Genomic DNA, 15,608 nt, shown 5'->3' with positions numbered 1-15,608 from the left:
ATGGCTGGTCCAGGGCGTTCCTTCAGGCACGATCCCGCGTTTCCTTCCGCCACGCCCATCGCAAAGAGGTGCCGATGAGCAGTCCCGAACAGGCGCGCGCTTCGCAGTTGCGAAACATCGAAGCAAAAACGGGTCAGGATCTCGCCACGATCCGCGCGGCCGTGGCCGTGTCCGGCAAGGCGAAGCACGGCGAGGTGCGCACCTGGCTGATGGAGACGTACAGGCTTGGGTACGGCGACGCCAACACGCTCGCGCACTTCACGTCCGGAACCATGGGTGCGGCGCAGCCCGGGGAGGGCGGTGCCGATCCGCTGGATGAGATCTACACGGGAAAGAAGGCGCACCTGCGGCCCATTCACGATGCCGTCATGGCGGCGATCACGTCGTGGGGCGAGTTCGAGGTCGCGCCCAAGAAGGGCTACGTGGCGCTGCGGCGAAAGAAGCAGTTCGCCACGCTCGGCCCCAAGACGGCTGACCGCGCCGAGATGGGCCTCAACCTCAAGGACGACGTGGCGAGCGGGCGCATCGTGGCGCAGAAACCCGGCGGCATGTGCCAGTACGCCGTCGCCCTCACCTCGCCGGACGACATCGACGCCGAGCTTCTCGCCGTCATCCGCCGCGCCTGGGACGCCGCTGGGTGAACTGATATATCGGCTCATGCTGGTCCTATGATGACTGCTCGTTCGTGGAACGATTACTATTGGAAAGGCCATTATGTATTGCCAAGAATGCGGTACAGAGGTTTCGGACGAGGCCAACTACTGCCCAAGCTGCGGAAGGCCGCAGAAGGTGGGGGTGGTACGCGCAGCAACGGAGATCTATGAGATATGCCAAACGAGCTATCAAATTAAAAAACGATCGTCGTTCTTTCGACCCGCCGAGGCTGTATTCGTTGCTCTGGCCGTATGCCCCAAGAAAGGGAACTACACGGCCGCCGAGTCTCAGTTGTTTCTTACCTGCTCATTCCCTTGCCGGTCGGACGAAGCACCACAAGCTGATTTCAGCCGAGGTGTGCAGTACGCGCCGCAGCGAGAAGCTGCTTTCGACGCGCTCACGCAACTACTGGTGGAGGAGGGTTGGGAGCCAGTGAGCCAATCGGAGTTGTTTAGGCATCAACACAGGTTTCGGCGACGGCTCTGAATCAATATGCGTGTTGGAGTAGGTAGACAGGCAGACAGTCTCTGCTAGTCTGTACTTGTGAATCTCGCACCCCCATAAGCTCGGAGCGCTCCGGTCTTACTCTCCCTAATCGTCCGTAGAGCGGCCGCCGAGCGAGCGATGAACGTCGTCGGCCTGCGCCAGCGAAAAGGGCCACGGCGTTCGGCGTGGCCCTTTTCGCTGAAGCCAGGTCGGGTCAGACTGCTTCCCGCACCACGTCCTCGAGCCGGTTGTAAGCGAGCTGCATTCCGCTTTCCATCCCCGAAGCCAGGTGCCCGTCGCGGTGCTCGCGGCAGGTGTGCTGCACCAGCACCGCGAGCGTCGTCACGCCGTCGGCCTCATCAATAGTCACGATGTTGAGCGCGCCGGCATCCGGATCGGGAAATCCCTCAAACACTTCGGTGGTTACCAGCCGGTGCGGCCGGTCGATCTCGCGGTACTCGCCGTGAAAGCCGATCTCCATCCCCTGATCCAGCGTCACATATCGCCACGATCCGCCCACCCGCAGGTCGATCTCGCACACCACCCACTTCGTCGTCTCGCAGGCCCACCAGCGGCGGACCAGTTCGGGCGTCGTGTACGCCTTGAAGACCAGCGCGGCGGGCGCGTCAAAGCGGCGCGTGATCAGCATTTCCGTGTCCGACGGAAGCGTGATGGTGGCCGAGCCGTGGCGGCTTCCGGCGGGGGCGGTAATGGGGGTCATGGTGCGTTCTCCTCGGTCTGCAGTTCGGTGAGCAGGTCGTCGAGCCGGTCCAGACGGGCGTTCCAGGTGCGCTCGAAGGTGCGCACCCAGTCGTGAATGGGTTTGAGCGCCGGGCCGTTCACCCGGTACCAGCGATGCCGTCCGTCCGCGCGCACGAGCACGAGGCCGACCGCGCGCAGCACGCCCAGGTGCTTGGAAACCTGAGGTTGGCTGAGGCGCAGCCGGTCCACGAGTTCGCCGACCGTTGCCTCCCCGGTGCCCAATGCATCGAGGAGATCGCGCCGGCTCGCTTCGGCAACCGCGTTGAACGCATCGGATGTTGTCGGTGTGCGAGCCATGGCCGGATGATATATGCTGATATGGGTATGTGTCAAGCATCATCGTCCGCGGCCGGTAGAGGCGCGGGCGATGTGTGCTTGTCGATGGACTACCTGCAAGCTCTGCGGATGATGAAAAGCCGCCGCGCTCCGGCCAAGTCCGGTCTGCGCGGCGGCTTGATGACGTGACCCGCGAGCCGCGGCCGATCAGCCCGTCCGCAGCGCGAGCTTGCCGACGAAGTGCTCGCCGAGCGCGCGATGGGCGTCGGCCGCCTGCGCCAGCGGAAACGTCCGCGCGACGTGCACATCGAACGGGCCCTGCTCGATCAGCCGGTTGAGGCGCGCGATGGCGTCGGGATCGGGATCGCCGTTGTACGCGTCGATGCGCACGCCGTCCGGCGCGGTGGGCTCGGGCTGCACGCCGTTGGGGTACGCGACGCGGCCGCCGGAGCGCATCGCGAGCAGCGCCTGCTGGGCCGTATCGCCGCCGGTCGCGAGCAGGGCGGCATCCAGACCGTCCGGCGCGAACGCGCGCGCCGCGACGAGCACGTCATCCGCGCGCCCATCCGCGACGGCATCCGCGCCGATCCGCCTGGCCAGCGCGACGCCATCCTCTCCGGACGCGACCGCCAGCACGCGTGCGCCCATCCGCCTGGCGATCTGCACGGCCACGTGGCCCACTCCGCCGCTGGCGCCAAAGACCATCACCGACTCGCCCGGCTGGATGTGCAGCGTGTCATCCAGCCCGCGCACCGCCGTAAGCCCCACACCGCCCACCACCGCCGCCTGCTCCGTCGATAGTCCGCCGGGGATCGGCGACACCATGTCCGCGTTGACGGCCGTGTACTCGGCGTAGAACCCGCCGCGCGCATTCAGAAAGCCGACCGCGTACACCCGGTCGCCCGGCGCGAACCGGGTTACGCCCTCCCCGACTGCGGCGATCGTCCCCGCGCCCTCGGAGCCGAGCACGTACGGAAACTCCGGCGTCATTCCCATCATCTCCGCGTATCCGCCCTCGCGCTCGAACGGGTCCCATTCACCCACGCCGGCGACTTCCACGCGCACCAGCACCTCGCCCGGCCCGATTCCAGGGACGGGAAGATCGCGCGGCACCAGCGTGTCCACGCCGCCGAACCGGTTGATCGCGATCGCCTTCATCCTCTTCTGAGCAGTCATCTCATCCGCCTGGCCAGAGAACTGGATCATCCGCTTTCAGCCACACCACGCACCCGCGAACGGGAGCGGGTCCGGCGGCCGATCGCATGCCGGAACGTTTCACGGCGCGCCGGGTGCAACGCGCACCGAAAAACGTGTACCGGAACGGCGGTTGCCAGCGCAACGCGCGGCGGCGACCTTGTCCCGGCAACAGGAATGCAGGCCAATCCGACTCAGCGCCACCAGAGGAGTCATCCGTGAAGATGAGACGTTTGTTCAACCCGGCCGCGGCCGCGCTGCTCGCGCTCGCCGCCGTGCCGGTGTCCGGCGCGCCGGCCGCGGCGCAGCAGCAGCTGTACATGCCGCGCAGCATCCGGCAGGCGTTCAACGAGGGCACCCGCTCGCCGGACGGGCGGCCGGGCGCGAAGTATTGGCAGAACCGCGGGCGCTACGACATCACCATTACCGCCACGCCGCCCAACCGGACGGTGCGCGGCACGCAGACCATCACCTACGTCAACAACAGCCCGGACACGCTGCCGGCCCTGGTGTTCAAGCTGTTCATGAACATCCACCGCCCCGGCGCCCCGCGTAACGGCGGCGCGAGCGAGGCGTACCTGACGGACGGTGTCACCATCGACCGGTTCGCGGTGAACGGTGCGCATACGCCCTGGCAGAACAATCCGGGATACTTCACCTGGCAGCCGGTGCGCCTTGCAACGCCGCTGATGCCGCACGATTCGGTTCGCCTGTCGTTCGACTGGCATTACGACGTCGCGCGCGAGGCCGGGCGCGAGGGCATGCTGGACGATTCGACGTGGTTCCTGGCGTACTTCTATCCGCGCGTGGCCGTCTATGACGATGCAAACGGGTGGGACACCATGGACTTCACCGACCAGCAGGAATTCTACAGCGACTTCAACGATTACGACGTCACCATCCGCGTTCCCGCCAACTACGTCGTGTGGGGCACGGGCACGCTGCTGAACCCCGAGACGGTGCTGCAGCCCGAGGCGTTGCGCCGCTATCGCACATCGCTGACGTCGGATTCGGTGATCCACGTCGCCACGCCGCAGGACCTTGCCGCGCGACGGGTTACGCTGCAAAAGACCAACGACTGGCATTTCCGCGCGCGCGACATTCCCGACATGGCGTTCGGGCTGAGCGACAAGTACAACTGGGACGCCGCCAGCGTGGTGGTGGATGACGCCGCACGCCGCCGCGCCAGCGTCCAGGCCGCCTATCACGACAGCGCGCAGGATTTCCATCACATGGTGCGCTTCGGGCAGCACGCGCTGGGATGGTTTTCGCGCAACTGGCCCGGCGTGCCGTATCCGTATGAAAAGTCGACCATATTTCTGGGTACCGCCGACATGGAGTACCCGATGATGGTGAACGACAACACCACGCCCGACACCACGTTCAGCCGGTTCGTGGCCGAGCACGAGATCGCCCATACGTACATGCCGTTCTACATGGGGATCAACGAAACGCGCTACGGCTTCATGGACGAGGGGTGGGCCACCACCTTTGAGTACCTGGTGGGCATTGCCGACATGGGCCCGCAGCGCGCGGCGGATTTCTTTCGCCGGTTCCGCGTGAACGGGTGGATCAACAACCCGTCGCCGGAGCAGGATCTGCCCATCATCACCCCGCAGGACGTGCTCACCGGCCGCGCGTACGGCAACAACGCGTACGGCAAGCCGGCGCTCGGCTATCTGGCCATGAAGGACATGCTGGGCGATGACATGTTCCGCCGCGCACTGCACGAGTTCATGGACCGCTGGCATGGCAAGCATCCGCTGCCGTGGGACCAGTTCAACACGTTCAACAACGTTGCGGGCCGTGACCTGAACTGGTTCTGGAACGCGTGGTTCTTCACGCCCAGCTACATCGACCTGGGCGTCGCCTCGGTGACGCCGGCCAGCGGCGGGTACACGGTGGTACTCAACAACATCGGCGGTATGCCCGCGCCGGTGGACCTGGTGCTGCGCTACGCGGATGGAACCACCGAAACGCGCCACCAGACGCCCGCCATCTGGCAGGCCAACGTGCGCCAGGCGACGGTGACGCTCCCCACGACCAAGCCACTGCAGTCCATCGATCTGCAGGGCGGCATCTGGATGGACGCCAACCGCGCCGACAACACGTGGACGGCGCGCTGAGGATCACCGGCGTCATCGTCACGCGGCGGATCGTCCGCCCGGTGACATGAACGGCTTGGCTGGATGATGCAAAGAAGGCGGCGCGGAGAAACTCTCCGCGCCGCCTTCTTACAAGTCGAACCCCTTCTTGCTGTCTTCCTGGCTAAGGTCTGGGCGGCATGGTTCGGTGCCGAATAGCTGAACCTGCGCCTGCGGTGACAGGGTCAATCCCGATTGACAATTTTTGGCGCAGGGAATAAATTGTATACAAGTGGATTGGGAATACCCGGTCGGCGTCAGGCCTCGGCAAAATGCCGGGGCCTTTCGCTTTCAGGGAAATACATTCAGGCCCCACCCCTGCACCTGCCCGTCCGGTGCCCGCCTGAACTTCCGCTCCAGAATGTCGTACGCCCGGTTCGGCTGGGCCGGGTCCATGATCCGACGCCCAACAGGACGGGCCACCAGATCGGCCAGTTGCAGTCCCGCCGAATTGCTCTTCTTATCGCACATGATGATCTCGAACGGCAACCGCGCCCCCGCGGTGTTATGCCCGTCACAGATCCTGCGAAACTCCAGTTCCGCTTCCACATCCTCCTTGGGGCCGCGCCGCTCAAACAGCACGTGGGTCAATCCGGTCGTGCATCCCAGCCCACGCAGATGATCGTGAAGCCGCTCCAGTCCGAAACTCATTCCAAGGTGATACGGATTGCGGGCATCCTGGTACCGGGTCCGTAGCGCATTCTTGTCGATCACACTCGCGATCAGCGTAAACGGTGCATCTTCCATCAATGTGTTGAGGCCGTCGTAGAACGCGGGCCGCCTCTGGGCATCAAGCAGAAATGAGAACGGCCCCTTCGACTTGCGGATCTCGTGCTCGTGAAGGATTACCTGATCGTGGCCGAAGTGCCTGAACTTGAACCGGGTGACGGCGGGCCCGACTTCCGCCGCGTAAGCCTCCTTCTCGAACACGCAGAACGCAAGCACGAACACGGGATAGCTCGGGTCGATGGAAACGAGCCCATGATCTCCGCTCTCATCGACGAAAACGATGTAGTCCGAGAACTCCGGCATCGTAGTCACGCGACCTGCTCCCCCGCCTTCCACACGCCCTCGACGATGGGCGCGGCGAGGCGGTAGGGGATTTCCTCCGCGGATTGGGCGCGCCACAGCACCAAGTCCGCGGGCGTGCCGACGGCCAGCGTGCCTCGCCCGTCGGAAAGCTCCAGCGCGGCGGCGCCTCCGGCCGTTGCGGCGCGCAACGCCTCGTGCGGGCTGAAGCCCATGCGGCTGCACGCGGCCGTCAGCACGAAGTGCATGTTGGGTGTCGGCGAGCTGCCCGGGTTGAAGTCCGTCGCCAGCGCCACCGTCGCGCCCGCGTCGATCAGCGCGCGCCCCGGCGCCCACCGCGGCCGACCCAGAAAGAAGAGCGTCGCCGGCAGCAGCGTCGCCACCGTGGATGACGCCGCCAGCGCCGAGATTCCCGCCTCGCTGATGTCGCCCAGGTGATCGACCGACGCGGCTCCGAGTTCCGCGCCCAGCTCCGCCCCGCCGCTCCCCTCCAGTTCATCCGCGTGCAGCTTGGGCCGCAGGCCGTGCGCCAGCCCGGCGCGCAGAATCCGCTCGGTTTCCGCCCGATCAAACACGCCCGGCTCCATGAACACGTCGCAGAAGCGCGCCAGCCCGGCCTCGGCGACGGCGGGAATCATCTCGCTCACTAGCAGGTCGACGTACGCGCCGCGGTCCTCCTTGTACTCCGGCGGAACCTCGTGCCCGCCCAGGAACGTGGGGATGAGTTCGATGGGCTGCAGTTCGTTCAGGCGGCGGATCGCGCGAAGCGTCTTGATCTCGTCCGCCGTAGACAGGCCGTAGCCGCTCTTGGCTTCCGCCGTGGTGGTGCCGCAGCGCAGCATGTCGTTCAGTCGCGGCAGGGCCATCTCCACCAGCTCGTCTTCCGAACGCGCGCGCAGGTCGCGGACGCTGGCGTTGATGCCGCCGCCGCGCCGCGCGATCTCCATGTAGGGCACGCCGGTGCAGCGCAGCGCGTACTCGTCCGTGCGGTAGCGGCCAAAGACGGCGTGCGTGTGCGAATCCACGAACCCCGGCGTCAGCACGCCACCCGCGCAGTCCACGCGCACCGCATCCGCAAACTCGAGCAGCACATCGGCTTCCGCGCCCACCGCGGCGATTCGCCCATCGTGCACGGCCACCGCGGCGCCCGCATACACCGCGGCCGGATCCGCGTCCTCCGTCTGGCGGACGGGCCCGGTGCACGCCGCCACCTGCACGGCGTTGACGAAGACGGTAGTGCGTGGCTGGTCAATCATCGGCTCAGTCTGGCGTTTGGTGGATGGCGCGGTGCCGGTAAACTGCGCTCCGTCGTTGAGCGTCGTCAAACTGCGATGGCCAAAGTCGATCGTAAGGAGACACTTTACTTCGGTGTGATCGCTCACGATATTTGTCTCACGCCGCCGTGCCCGCGAATCACCGTCCATCCGCCTGTCCTCAATCAGAGTGTGGCCTCCCAGGCCATACAATCATCCGCGCGGTACATCCCACCTTTGAAGCTCAAATTCAACAATGAACACCAGCAACCACGTTTATCTTTCGGCGCGAGCGTGCAGGTGGTGGTATGTGCCTGCTGTGATTGCAGGCCTGCTGTCGGGCTGTGTCGACGATGCCACAGCACCGGCACTCAGACCTGCGGGCGACCTGGCCAGCGTCACGACAGGATCAGACGAACCGGCCGGACCGGACTTGGTGGTGCCACCGCGATTCGACCTGGATCTGGATGTGGCCGGATCTCTCAAACCCGGGCATCCGATTCACCTCAGTGTCCGCGGATCGGCGCACTATGCTACGGAGGATGTCCAAGTACGGCTGATTCTGCCGGAGGTGGCGGCGGCGAAACGCAGCAACTGGGAAGTTGTTAAAGTGCCTGTCGGGGAGGAACTCCAGCCCGAAATGAGCATCCGGAAGAGCTTCCAGAACGGGGAGCGGTTCCACGGGAAAGTGACGGTCACAATACCGGAGCCCGGCTACTACCACCTCATCGCAACCATTATTCAACGGTCAGAGGAGCGCACGGTGGATGATCGTGGCCATGTGGTGGGCAGCGGTGCGGGCCGTGACGTCTGGCTATGGATCGATGAGCATGGCGGGCGCATGACCGATCAGTTCGACCCATCCTTGTTCCCGGCGGGCACGCGCGCGGTCCGTGGTCCTCGAGGTTCGGAGAAGAAGGCACCCCGCATCCGCGACGGTGACGCAGTAATCACTTGTTCAATAACCCCGGAGTTCGGCGAGGTCAGCTACTCCGTGGCCACATCCGGGTGCCCCTTACCGCCCGACAGCACCAAGATTGGAATCACTCCGCCACCTGCGCCGAACGCCACCACCGCAGCCACGGTGACCTACAACGACATGGGCGCGGGCGGCGTGACGCGGTCCCTGAGTGGTGCGCGACTGCTGTGGACCGTTCGAAATTCAACCACCGGCGCGACCGTCACCACGGGAAGCGGCTACACAGGCGCAAGCGGCACCGGCCCCGTGATCGACTGCATGGGTGCGACTTCGGAGCGGCTGATTGAAGTGATCGTGCAGACGGTCAATCCGCGGACCGAGGTAATCAACTACACCAGCCCGCTTCCTGACAGAACGCGAGTTGGGACGTTCTTCGGAGCGTGCGGAGGCAACATAGCGCTTGCAGCACAGAGCGAGCAGGCGCACCTGTTCATGAACGTGAACAAGAACTACGATGCGCACCAACGTGTCTTCGGGTCGGTTCCCACCACCATGCGTGCTGGAATGTATCCGCAGAGCGGGTACGGATCACGGTATGATTGGGGTGCCCGTGACGTGCGCATCGAACCTGGGTGGAACCACATCTGGGGCGAGCAGGGAGTTATGGTTGTGACTCACGAATGGGGCCACCTCTGGCAGGACCAGTATCTCTTCAAATCGCCTGATACGAATGGTCTTCGGCGGTTTTACAACGGTAGCTGTCCAAACCCTCACCCGCCCGGCGAGTACACGAACTTCGGATGTGCTCTGGGCGAGGCGTTCGCGGACTGGTACGCCGTCGTACTCCGCGAGTCGGATCTCCCGGGCTGGCGGACTGACTTGGAAACGAACCGGCTCTTTGAATTTTACTGCGGCTCAAAGTGCACCGATGATGGATCAGTCGTCCAAGGTGCCGTCCACGCTCTGCTGTGGGACATGTACGACGCCAACGGGAATGAGCAGCACGACCGCATCCAGGTGCCGGCCCAGACGATTACAAACTCCATCAAGGACTGCCAAGTCTCTGCAAACCGGGTAGATTATTACGGCTTTACTGGAATCGACCACCTCATCTGGTGCATGGAACGGCGCTTCCCCTACCAGGTCACCCTCAGGAAGAACAATGGCGTGGATACCGTCGCCACGTTCTTCAATACCCGTAGCCGCAATGCGTGGGCGAACGATGCCCGGGGCGTTCCAGTCGCCAACTTCAGCGACGACTTTCGCCGGCTCTGGCTTGTGAACCTGTACAGCGAGCGGCCGTATGTGGGGAGAACCGGCGGGATCTTCAGAACCGCCACGCCCATCCCCGATGACCCGATCATCACCGACCCGATAGAGCCCGCTCCCAGAGATCCGACCTGCACTCTGCGGTTTGGTTGCCCTGTGAGCTATTAAGGAAAGGGAAGGCCGAATGAGATTCGGTTTACGTGGATCATTGGCCGCCGTGATGCTCTGCGCCGGCTGCACGGGGATGCAGGGCATCACCGAGTCTGGAGACGTTTCACGATCACCCGAGCCGCCGCCGCGGGACTGGGAAGCAGCGGTTTCCTTCGACCTGTGGGATTCAACCCGCGTAGAATTCTTCGACGGCAGGCGGAACCGTGCCGTAACTTCTGAGGATGGCTTTCCAGAAGCTCTCGGACGCACGCCGTATTACCGGGTGTATGTACGCGATAGTGCGCAGACAGTTTTCCGTCTACGCGTACAGCACGCCGCGGGAAGCGCGACGAGCGTAGATTTTCCGCTTCGGATTGAGCGCGACGCGTTCTACTCCATCGTGATCCGCCTGGGAACGTACGACGTGCGCTCGCTGGGAACCACCAGGTTCCGCGCTTATCCCATCCCCGCGTCTGCGCAGAAGCGGCCGTCTGATTCGCTGTACATCGCGTGGGGAGCGAGAGCCCGGGACTGCTGGACGTGCCCGAGTTGATCCAGCACTGAACCAGAAGACTGTCCTGAGACGACGAATCCTTCCGCGACTGAGCATCGCCGGGAGGATTCGCCGTTTCAGCCATCGTGTGCGCAGAGAACCCCGACATTGGAGGGAGCCGTGTCGATTGGCGTCCGCCTCGTTCGTCGCTGCGGTGAGAAGGGGATTCAACGCGCCATCAACGACACGGAGACACCATGCGCAAGCTCATCACGAATACGTTCATCTCGCTGGACGGGGTCATGCAGGCGCCGGGCGGGCCGGACGAGGATCCCACGGGCGGCTTCACGCACGGCGGATGGTCAGCCAACTACTGGGATGACGCAATGAGCCAGGTGATGGGCGAGGCCATGTCGGAGCCCTTCGATCTGCTGCTGGGGCGCAAGACGTACGAGATCTTCGCGGCGCATTGGCCGTACGCGGGCGACAATCCCGCCGCGCTGCCGCTGAACACCGCGCACAAGTACGTGGCCTCGCGCACGCTGCACGACCCCGGCTGGGGCCCGTCGACGGTGATCCGCGATGTGCCCGGCGAGGTGGCGGCGCTCAAGGCGGGGGGCGGGCCCGAACTGCAGGTGCACGGGAGCGCGGACCTGATCCAGACGCTGCTGCGGCACGATCTGATCGATGAACTGCGGGTGTGGACGTTTCCGCTGCTGCTCGGCTCCGGCAAGCGCCTCTTTGCCGATGGAACGATGCCGGGCAATCTGAAGGTCACGCAATCCACCGTATCCACGACGGGCGTCGTGATCGCCACGTACGCGCGGGCGGGCGACATCCCGTACGGCTCGTTCGCGTTTGAGGAGCCCACGCCCGCCGAACTCGAGCGCCGCGCCAAGCTCGGATCGTGATCTGCATCGTGAAACCGCGGATCGACCGTCCGCGGCTTCACGCATCGTCATCGCCTGAAACACACGGCATCGGCGCTCGCGACGCTCTGCCCGCGACGCCGAGCATCCCCGTGAACGTCGTCACGCTCGCCTGATGTGCCGATCACGATGCCGATTTTGAGAGATGGCCCGCGCATCGCCGCTCCCGCCGACGTCTTGCCCTCAGGACACCCTCTGGCCAGCTTGCCACAGACTGCGGACCGCGTACTCCCTCCACCGATCTCATTCCGTTGATGCTCCGATACCTCGTTTGCGCAGCGGCGCTCGTCTTCGCCGCCCACGCGCCCGTGCACGCGCAGGCCGCCGACACGGCCGCGATGCTGGAACTGGTGCCGCTTTCCGGCGCGCCCATCCGCATCGGCGCCGCGGAATGGGCGCGTCTGCCGCGCGACACCGTGCAGGCCGCGGATGCCGGCGGCGCGAACCACGGGCCGATCCGCGGGGCGTACGCGGGCGTGGCGGTGCGGGCGCTGCTCACGCGGATGGGTGTGCCCGCGGGCCCGGCCGTGCGCGGCGAGGTGCTGCGGTTCTACGTGGTGGCGGAGGCAAGCGACGGGTACCGCGTGATCTTTTCCGTCGCGGAACTGGATCCGGGGATCAGCGACTCTTCCGTGATCGTCGCGGATGCACGTGACGGGCAGCCGCTCAGCGCGCAGGAAGGCCCGCTTCGCCTGATGTCCACGCGTGACAAGCGGCCCGGGCGCTGGGTCCGCAACCTGACGCGGCTCTCCGTCCATCGCACACCCTGACCCGCGGTCCGCGCATCCACTCCGCACGGCTCGCGAGCAGCGGGATGTGATCGCGGCGCCATCGACCAAAGCCTGAGCCGTAACAGCATGAAAGCCCGGGAGCGGCGGACATCGTCCACTGCTCCCGGGCTTTGTCGTTGGCGCGGGTGGTGCGGATCGCAAACGGCGACTTGGCTACGAAGCAGCCACTGGTAACGGGGTATGAACACAGTTATACTGGATTCATGAAAACCGCCATCTCACTTCCGGATGACCTGTTCTCGGCCGCCGACGCCCTCGCGGGGCGCCTTGGCGTGAGCCGAAGCCAGCTGTACGCCACGGCGCTCGCCGAATTCCTGTCGAAGCATGACGAACGCCAGATCACGGGGCTTCTGGATCAAGTCTACGGGTCCGAGGACAGCGGCATGGATCCGGGGTTCCGCCGTGCGCAGCGCCAGTCGTTGGCGGCTGACGAGTGGTAAGCGCGCCGGCACTGGAGGTCCAGAGGGGCGAAGTCTGGTGGGCGGATCTGGCCGAACCGCGTGGGTCGGAGCCCGGACATCGCCGGCCCGTACTCATCGTTCAGGCGGATGCGTTCAACCGTAGCCGGATCTCCACGGTGCTCTGCGTGGTGCTCACGTCGAACCTCCGCCTGGCCGAAGCACCGGGAAACGTGCTCGTCTCGGCCAAGGCCGCCGGGCTGCCCAAGGATTCGGTCGCGAACGTATCGCAGTTGATCACGCTCGATCGCACGTTCCTGGACGACCAGATCGGGCGCCTGCCCCCACGGCTGCTGAACGCCGTTGATGCCGGATTGAAGCTGGTCCTCGGCCTCTCGTAGCCCGCAGACAAAGCCGCGGCGTGGTCACGGGACTCGTGCTCACGACGCGCGTTGTGAGAGTGCACTGCATGACTACTGAATGAACGCCCGGGAGCGGCGGACGATCCGTCCACTGCTCCCGAGCTTTGTCGTTATCTGATGGCGTTCGACGCGGAACCGTCAGGCGGCTTCCTTGCTCGCGGCTTGGTGCCACCGCGGCGTGAGGCCCCTCGCGGCGATCCACGCCTCGGAGCCGGCGCGTGCGGTGCGCAGGTCGTCGGCAAACTCCAGCACGGCTTCGGCGACGCGCGGGTCCATCGAGAGCTCGTCGTCGCCGGCGCAGCGGTTGAGCTTGATGGTGGAGTACGCCAGCGCCTCGAACAGTCCGAAGCGGTCCGACAGCATCTCCAGCAGCCGCATGGGCGAGGGAAGGGCGGCGGCGTGGCTCGGCAGCATCATCCGCGTGCCCGCGGCGGCGTTGCGGGTGCGAGCGGAGCGGGCGGATCTACGGCGTGCACGCATGGCGATCTCCAATCCTCTTGACCCTGGCCGCGCAGCAGGGGTAGCTTGGGAAAGCGTGCGGCTTCCGGGTCGTTCGCGTGAGAGGCTGGTCGTGTCTTCTTGGCGGGAGAGCGGCCAGCCTTGTTCTTTGCCCCGCTGCTGACAATGTAGTTAGCGGCCGGCGTCTCGTCAACCTTGTTGTTAGCAACATGGATTTTACCGAGGCAACGGACAGGCTCACGAGAAGCGTCAGCCTTGCGGACCTCGCGCGCGAGTTGAATGCATCGTACGGGCTCGTCCGGCAAGCACGTCTGGATCCCAACTCACCATCGCATCGCCGACCACCACAGGGGTGGAAGGGGGCGGTCGCTCGCTTGGCTGGGGAGCGAGCGGCGGAGTTGCTTCGGCTGAAACGTGAAATGGAGATGGACGACGGGGTTTAGGTTGATGTCCATTTACGAATCTATACCCACTGCGTTAGGAGAGACTGTGAGCGATTTATCGCCTCCACTGACCGACGTGGATTTTGCGGCTCTTGCCGTCGCTGAGGCCCGGAAATCACAACAGGAGGTCGGTCGTGTCGAGTTGTATGTGGGTGCGGTAGCAGCGCGCGGTTCGGAACTACTTGGCTCTGCTCATCGGGGGGAAGTAACTGCGGGTGATCATGCCGAATACACCTTGCTTGAGCGTAAGCTAAAAGATTCCACTCTTTCTGGGGCTAGTGTCTTTGCGACATTGGAACCCTGCACAAAACGCGGCGCAGGTAAAGTGCCCTGCGTAGAGCGGCTAATTGAGCGGCGAGTTACGCGGGTGGTGATTGGAACGTTGGATCCAAATCCAGAGATTCGGGGCCGAGGAGTGCTGAAATTGCGCCAGGCGGGCGTAGCAGTTGAATTCTTTCCTCCACAACTTACCGCAGAACTTGAGGAACTGAACCGCACGTTCTTCAGGTTCCAGCAGGCGGGGACTGCTCCGCCCATAGCGACTGCGGAGTTCCTTGAGACTGCCCGAACCAGATCCTTGGACCAGTGGTACACGTCGCTGAACACCACCTTCTTCTACAGAAATTTCGACCGAAGCCCATCGGACGTTTGCCTACACCTCATTGAGGTTGTAGGTGGGTTGAGCCTGCTCGCTAGCGATAAAATCAAACCCGGAATAGATCGCGAAGCGCAAGTTCAGAAAGCGCTGGCTTGGTGGCTGGCCCTATGCGGAAAAGTTGGGGTGCGTAGTGTCGAAGCAATGCTCTGGGACAAGTTTCCTGCAGCATGCCCATACTGCCAGCGGGAAATCCACGTGCAGGAGGAGTGCGCGGGCAAGAAAGCTGCTAATCTTGGCCCACCTTGGGACGCGCTGGCTGAACTCGGACGCCAGAAGGCGCGTCCCTCTACACTTGGCGCATGGCAGAGGATGTTCAATGACATTTACCCGGTCAGCCAAGGTGAGACCTACCCGCCCACATTTGCGCGACTTTTCGAGGAGCTAGCTGAACTAGCCGAGGCAGTCCGGGTGTTCCCGTCGGAACCTGGATATTTTCTGAGCGAGGCAGCTGACGTATTCGCGTGGCTTATGAAGGTGCAGAACATCATCGATGAGAAAGCCGGCCGTAGGCTGAAGCTGCGTGGGAACACGATCATCGAGAACTTCGCAAAATCGTACCCAGATGCTTGTACTCAGTGTGGGCGTCGAGTCTGTGCTTGTCCGCCGATTTTGGCTTCCACCATTGGTCGAATCGCTCACGAAGTCCCCTCCGGACGAGGCTCTTACGAACCGATGGGGCGGTTCATCACTCCCGATAAGGTTGCTGAGGCATTTGGTCCTGGTAGAGCCAACGAAGTTTGATGGACGGAGATGAGTTTGATGGGCGGAGATGAAGACTCACATGCGTGCAACGGTTGATTGATGTCTTTGGATGACGTAAGTGGGAGGGCGCATCATCTCTTTGCTGCCGGAGTTTGTGGGTTGCAAATCAGATCTACT

At 64.2% G+C, this 15,608-nt stretch carries 15 protein-coding genes; 9 read left to right on the top strand and 6 right to left on the bottom strand.

Annotation, left to right across the window (positions count from 1 at the left end; genetic code table 11):
- Positions 1-74: 74 nt before the first annotated feature.
- Together HNQ61_RS01920 and HNQ61_RS29780 are read left to right on the top strand one after the other, a co-directional pair.
- On the top strand, positions 75-641 hold the full coding sequence (locus HNQ61_RS01920) for a DUF5655 domain-containing protein (RefSeq protein ID WP_170031140.1): 567 nt from the start codon (positions 75-77) through the stop codon (positions 639-641).
- A 73-nt stretch (positions 642-714) separates the two neighbouring features.
- The gene (locus HNQ61_RS29780; RefSeq protein ID WP_170031138.1) at positions 715-1,140 is read left to right on the top strand and encodes a zinc ribbon domain-containing protein; all 426 of its coding nucleotides are present in this window, start codon (positions 715-717) and stop codon (positions 1,138-1,140) included.
- Between the two features lie 214 nt (positions 1,141-1,354).
- Here the strand turns inward: HNQ61_RS29780 and HNQ61_RS01910 are convergent, their stop codons facing one another.
- The 3 genes from HNQ61_RS01910 to HNQ61_RS01900 all read right to left on the bottom strand — a co-directional run bounded on the left by HNQ61_RS01910 (position 1,355) and on the right by HNQ61_RS01900 (position 3,336).
- Positions 1,355-1,861: an SRPBCC family protein gene (locus HNQ61_RS01910; protein ID WP_170031136.1), complete on the bottom strand. Its 507-nt coding sequence runs from the start codon at positions 1,859-1,861 to the stop codon at positions 1,355-1,357.
- Positions 1,858-2,199, bottom strand: a complete 342-nt coding sequence (locus tag HNQ61_RS01905) for an ArsR/SmtB family transcription factor (RefSeq protein ID WP_170031134.1) — start codon at positions 2,197-2,199, stop codon at positions 1,858-1,860. Before HNQ61_RS01905 ends, HNQ61_RS01910 begins: the two co-directional genes overlap by 4 nt.
- Before the next feature lie 186 nt (positions 2,200-2,385).
- Positions 2,386-3,336 carry a quinone oxidoreductase family protein gene (locus HNQ61_RS01900; protein WP_183685458.1) on the bottom strand — a complete coding sequence of 317 codons (951 nt, stop codon included), beginning with the start codon at positions 3,334-3,336 and terminating at the stop codon, positions 2,386-2,388.
- Positions 3,337-3,596: 260 nt separating this feature from the next.
- Between HNQ61_RS01900 and HNQ61_RS01895 the strand changes: the two genes are divergently transcribed.
- On the top strand, positions 3,597-5,498 hold the full coding sequence (locus HNQ61_RS01895; RefSeq protein ID WP_420816087.1) for a M1 family metallopeptidase: 1,902 nt from the start codon (positions 3,597-3,599) through the stop codon (positions 5,496-5,498).
- Between the two features lie 309 nt (positions 5,499-5,807).
- Here the strand turns inward: HNQ61_RS01895 and HNQ61_RS01890 are convergent, their stop codons facing one another.
- Together HNQ61_RS01890 and hutI are read right to left on the bottom strand one after the other, a co-directional pair.
- Positions 5,808-6,548 carry a DUF3800 domain-containing protein gene (locus HNQ61_RS01890; RefSeq protein WP_170035837.1) on the bottom strand — a complete coding sequence of 247 codons (741 nt, stop codon included), beginning with the start codon at positions 6,546-6,548 and terminating at the stop codon, positions 5,808-5,810.
- Between the two features lie 5 nt (positions 6,549-6,553).
- On the bottom strand, positions 6,554-7,801 hold the full coding sequence (gene hutI / locus HNQ61_RS01885; protein ID WP_170031132.1) for an imidazolonepropionase: 1,248 nt from the start codon (positions 7,799-7,801) through the stop codon (positions 6,554-6,556).
- Positions 7,802-8,054: 253 nt separating this feature from the next.
- Here hutI and HNQ61_RS01880 point away from each other — a divergent pair, with 253 nt between their 5' ends.
- The 5 genes from HNQ61_RS01880 (at position 8,055) to HNQ61_RS01860 (ending at position 13,148) form a co-directional block, all read left to right on the top strand.
- Positions 8,055-10,154, top strand: coding sequence for a hypothetical protein (locus HNQ61_RS01880; RefSeq protein WP_170031130.1), 2,100 nt, complete (start codon positions 8,055-8,057; stop codon positions 10,152-10,154).
- A gap of 732 nt (positions 10,155-10,886) precedes the next feature.
- On the top strand, positions 10,887-11,540 hold the full coding sequence (locus tag HNQ61_RS01875) for a dihydrofolate reductase family protein (protein WP_170031128.1): 654 nt from the start codon (positions 10,887-10,889) through the stop codon (positions 11,538-11,540).
- Between the two features lie 272 nt (positions 11,541-11,812).
- Positions 11,813-12,328: a molybdopterin-binding protein gene (locus tag HNQ61_RS01870; RefSeq protein WP_170031126.1), complete on the top strand. Its 516-nt coding sequence runs from the start codon at positions 11,813-11,815 to the stop codon at positions 12,326-12,328.
- 224 nt (positions 12,329-12,552) lie between these two features.
- Positions 12,553-12,789 (top strand): ChpI protein, encoded by a 237-nt coding sequence (locus HNQ61_RS01865; protein WP_170031124.1) that lies wholly within the window; start codon positions 12,553-12,555, stop codon positions 12,787-12,789.
- Entirely contained in the window at positions 12,783-13,148 is a 366-nt protein-coding gene (locus tag HNQ61_RS01860) for a type II toxin-antitoxin system PemK/MazF family toxin (protein ID WP_205761105.1), read from the top strand. Before HNQ61_RS01865 ends, HNQ61_RS01860 begins: the two co-directional genes overlap by 7 nt.
- A 159-nt stretch (positions 13,149-13,307) precedes the next feature.
- Here the strand turns inward: HNQ61_RS01860 and HNQ61_RS01855 are convergent, their stop codons facing one another.
- A complete protein-coding gene (locus tag HNQ61_RS01855; RefSeq protein WP_170031122.1) occupies positions 13,308-13,649 on the bottom strand; it encodes a hypothetical protein in 342 nt (113 codons plus the stop codon).
- A 426-nt stretch (positions 13,650-14,075) separates the two neighbouring features.
- On the opposite strand from HNQ61_RS01855, the gene HNQ61_RS01850 reads away from it, so the two are divergent.
- Complete coding sequence (locus tag HNQ61_RS01850) at positions 14,076-15,470, top strand: hypothetical protein (protein ID WP_170031120.1); 1,395 nt, start codon at positions 14,076-14,078, stop codon at positions 15,468-15,470.
- Positions 15,471-15,608 lie beyond the last annotated feature (138 nt).

Origin of the sequence: Longimicrobium terrae, from assembly GCF_014202995.1 — a bacterium.
Lineage (GTDB): Bacteria > Gemmatimonadota > Gemmatimonadetes > Longimicrobiales > Longimicrobiaceae > Longimicrobium > Longimicrobium terrae.
This window is presented reverse-complemented; position numbering and strand designations above follow the sequence as displayed.

Excerpts from the sequence above, each read along its gene's own strand:
- HNQ61_RS01920 (WP_170031140.1), top strand. The coding sequence starts at position 75 with ATGAGCAGTCCCGAACAGGCGCGCGCTTCGCAGTTGCGAAACATCGAA.
- HNQ61_RS29780 (WP_170031138.1), top strand. The coding sequence starts at position 715 with ATGTATTGCCAAGAATGCGGTACAGAGGTTTCGGACGAGGCCAACTAC.
- HNQ61_RS01910 (WP_170031136.1), bottom strand. The coding sequence starts at position 1,861 with ATGACCCCCATTACCGCCCCCGCCGGAAGCCGCCACGGCTCGGCCACC.
- HNQ61_RS01905 (WP_170031134.1), bottom strand. The coding sequence starts at position 2,199 with ATGGCTCGCACACCGACAACATCCGATGCGTTCAACGCGGTTGCCGAA.
- HNQ61_RS01900 (WP_183685458.1), bottom strand. The coding sequence starts at position 3,336 with ATGAAGGCGATCGCGATCAACCGGTTCGGCGGCGTGGACACGCTGGTG.
- HNQ61_RS01895 (WP_420816087.1), top strand. The coding sequence starts at position 3,597 with ATGAGACGTTTGTTCAACCCGGCCGCGGCCGCGCTGCTCGCGCTCGCC.
- HNQ61_RS01890 (WP_170035837.1), bottom strand. The coding sequence starts at position 6,548 with ATGCCGGAGTTCTCGGACTACATCGTTTTCGTCGATGAGAGCGGAGAT.
- hutI (WP_170031132.1), bottom strand. The coding sequence starts at position 7,801 with ATGATTGACCAGCCACGCACTACCGTCTTCGTCAACGCCGTGCAGGTG.
- HNQ61_RS01880 (WP_170031130.1), top strand. The coding sequence starts at position 8,055 with ATGAACACCAGCAACCACGTTTATCTTTCGGCGCGAGCGTGCAGGTGG.
- HNQ61_RS01875 (WP_170031128.1), top strand. The coding sequence starts at position 10,887 with ATGCGCAAGCTCATCACGAATACGTTCATCTCGCTGGACGGGGTCATG.
- HNQ61_RS01870 (WP_170031126.1), top strand. The coding sequence starts at position 11,813 with ATGCTCCGATACCTCGTTTGCGCAGCGGCGCTCGTCTTCGCCGCCCAC.
- HNQ61_RS01865 (WP_170031124.1), top strand. The coding sequence starts at position 12,553 with ATGAAAACCGCCATCTCACTTCCGGATGACCTGTTCTCGGCCGCCGAC.
- HNQ61_RS01855 (WP_170031122.1), bottom strand. The coding sequence starts at position 13,649 with ATGCGTGCACGCCGTAGATCCGCCCGCTCCGCTCGCACCCGCAACGCC.
- HNQ61_RS01850 (WP_170031120.1), top strand. The coding sequence starts at position 14,076 with ATGTCCATTTACGAATCTATACCCACTGCGTTAGGAGAGACTGTGAGC.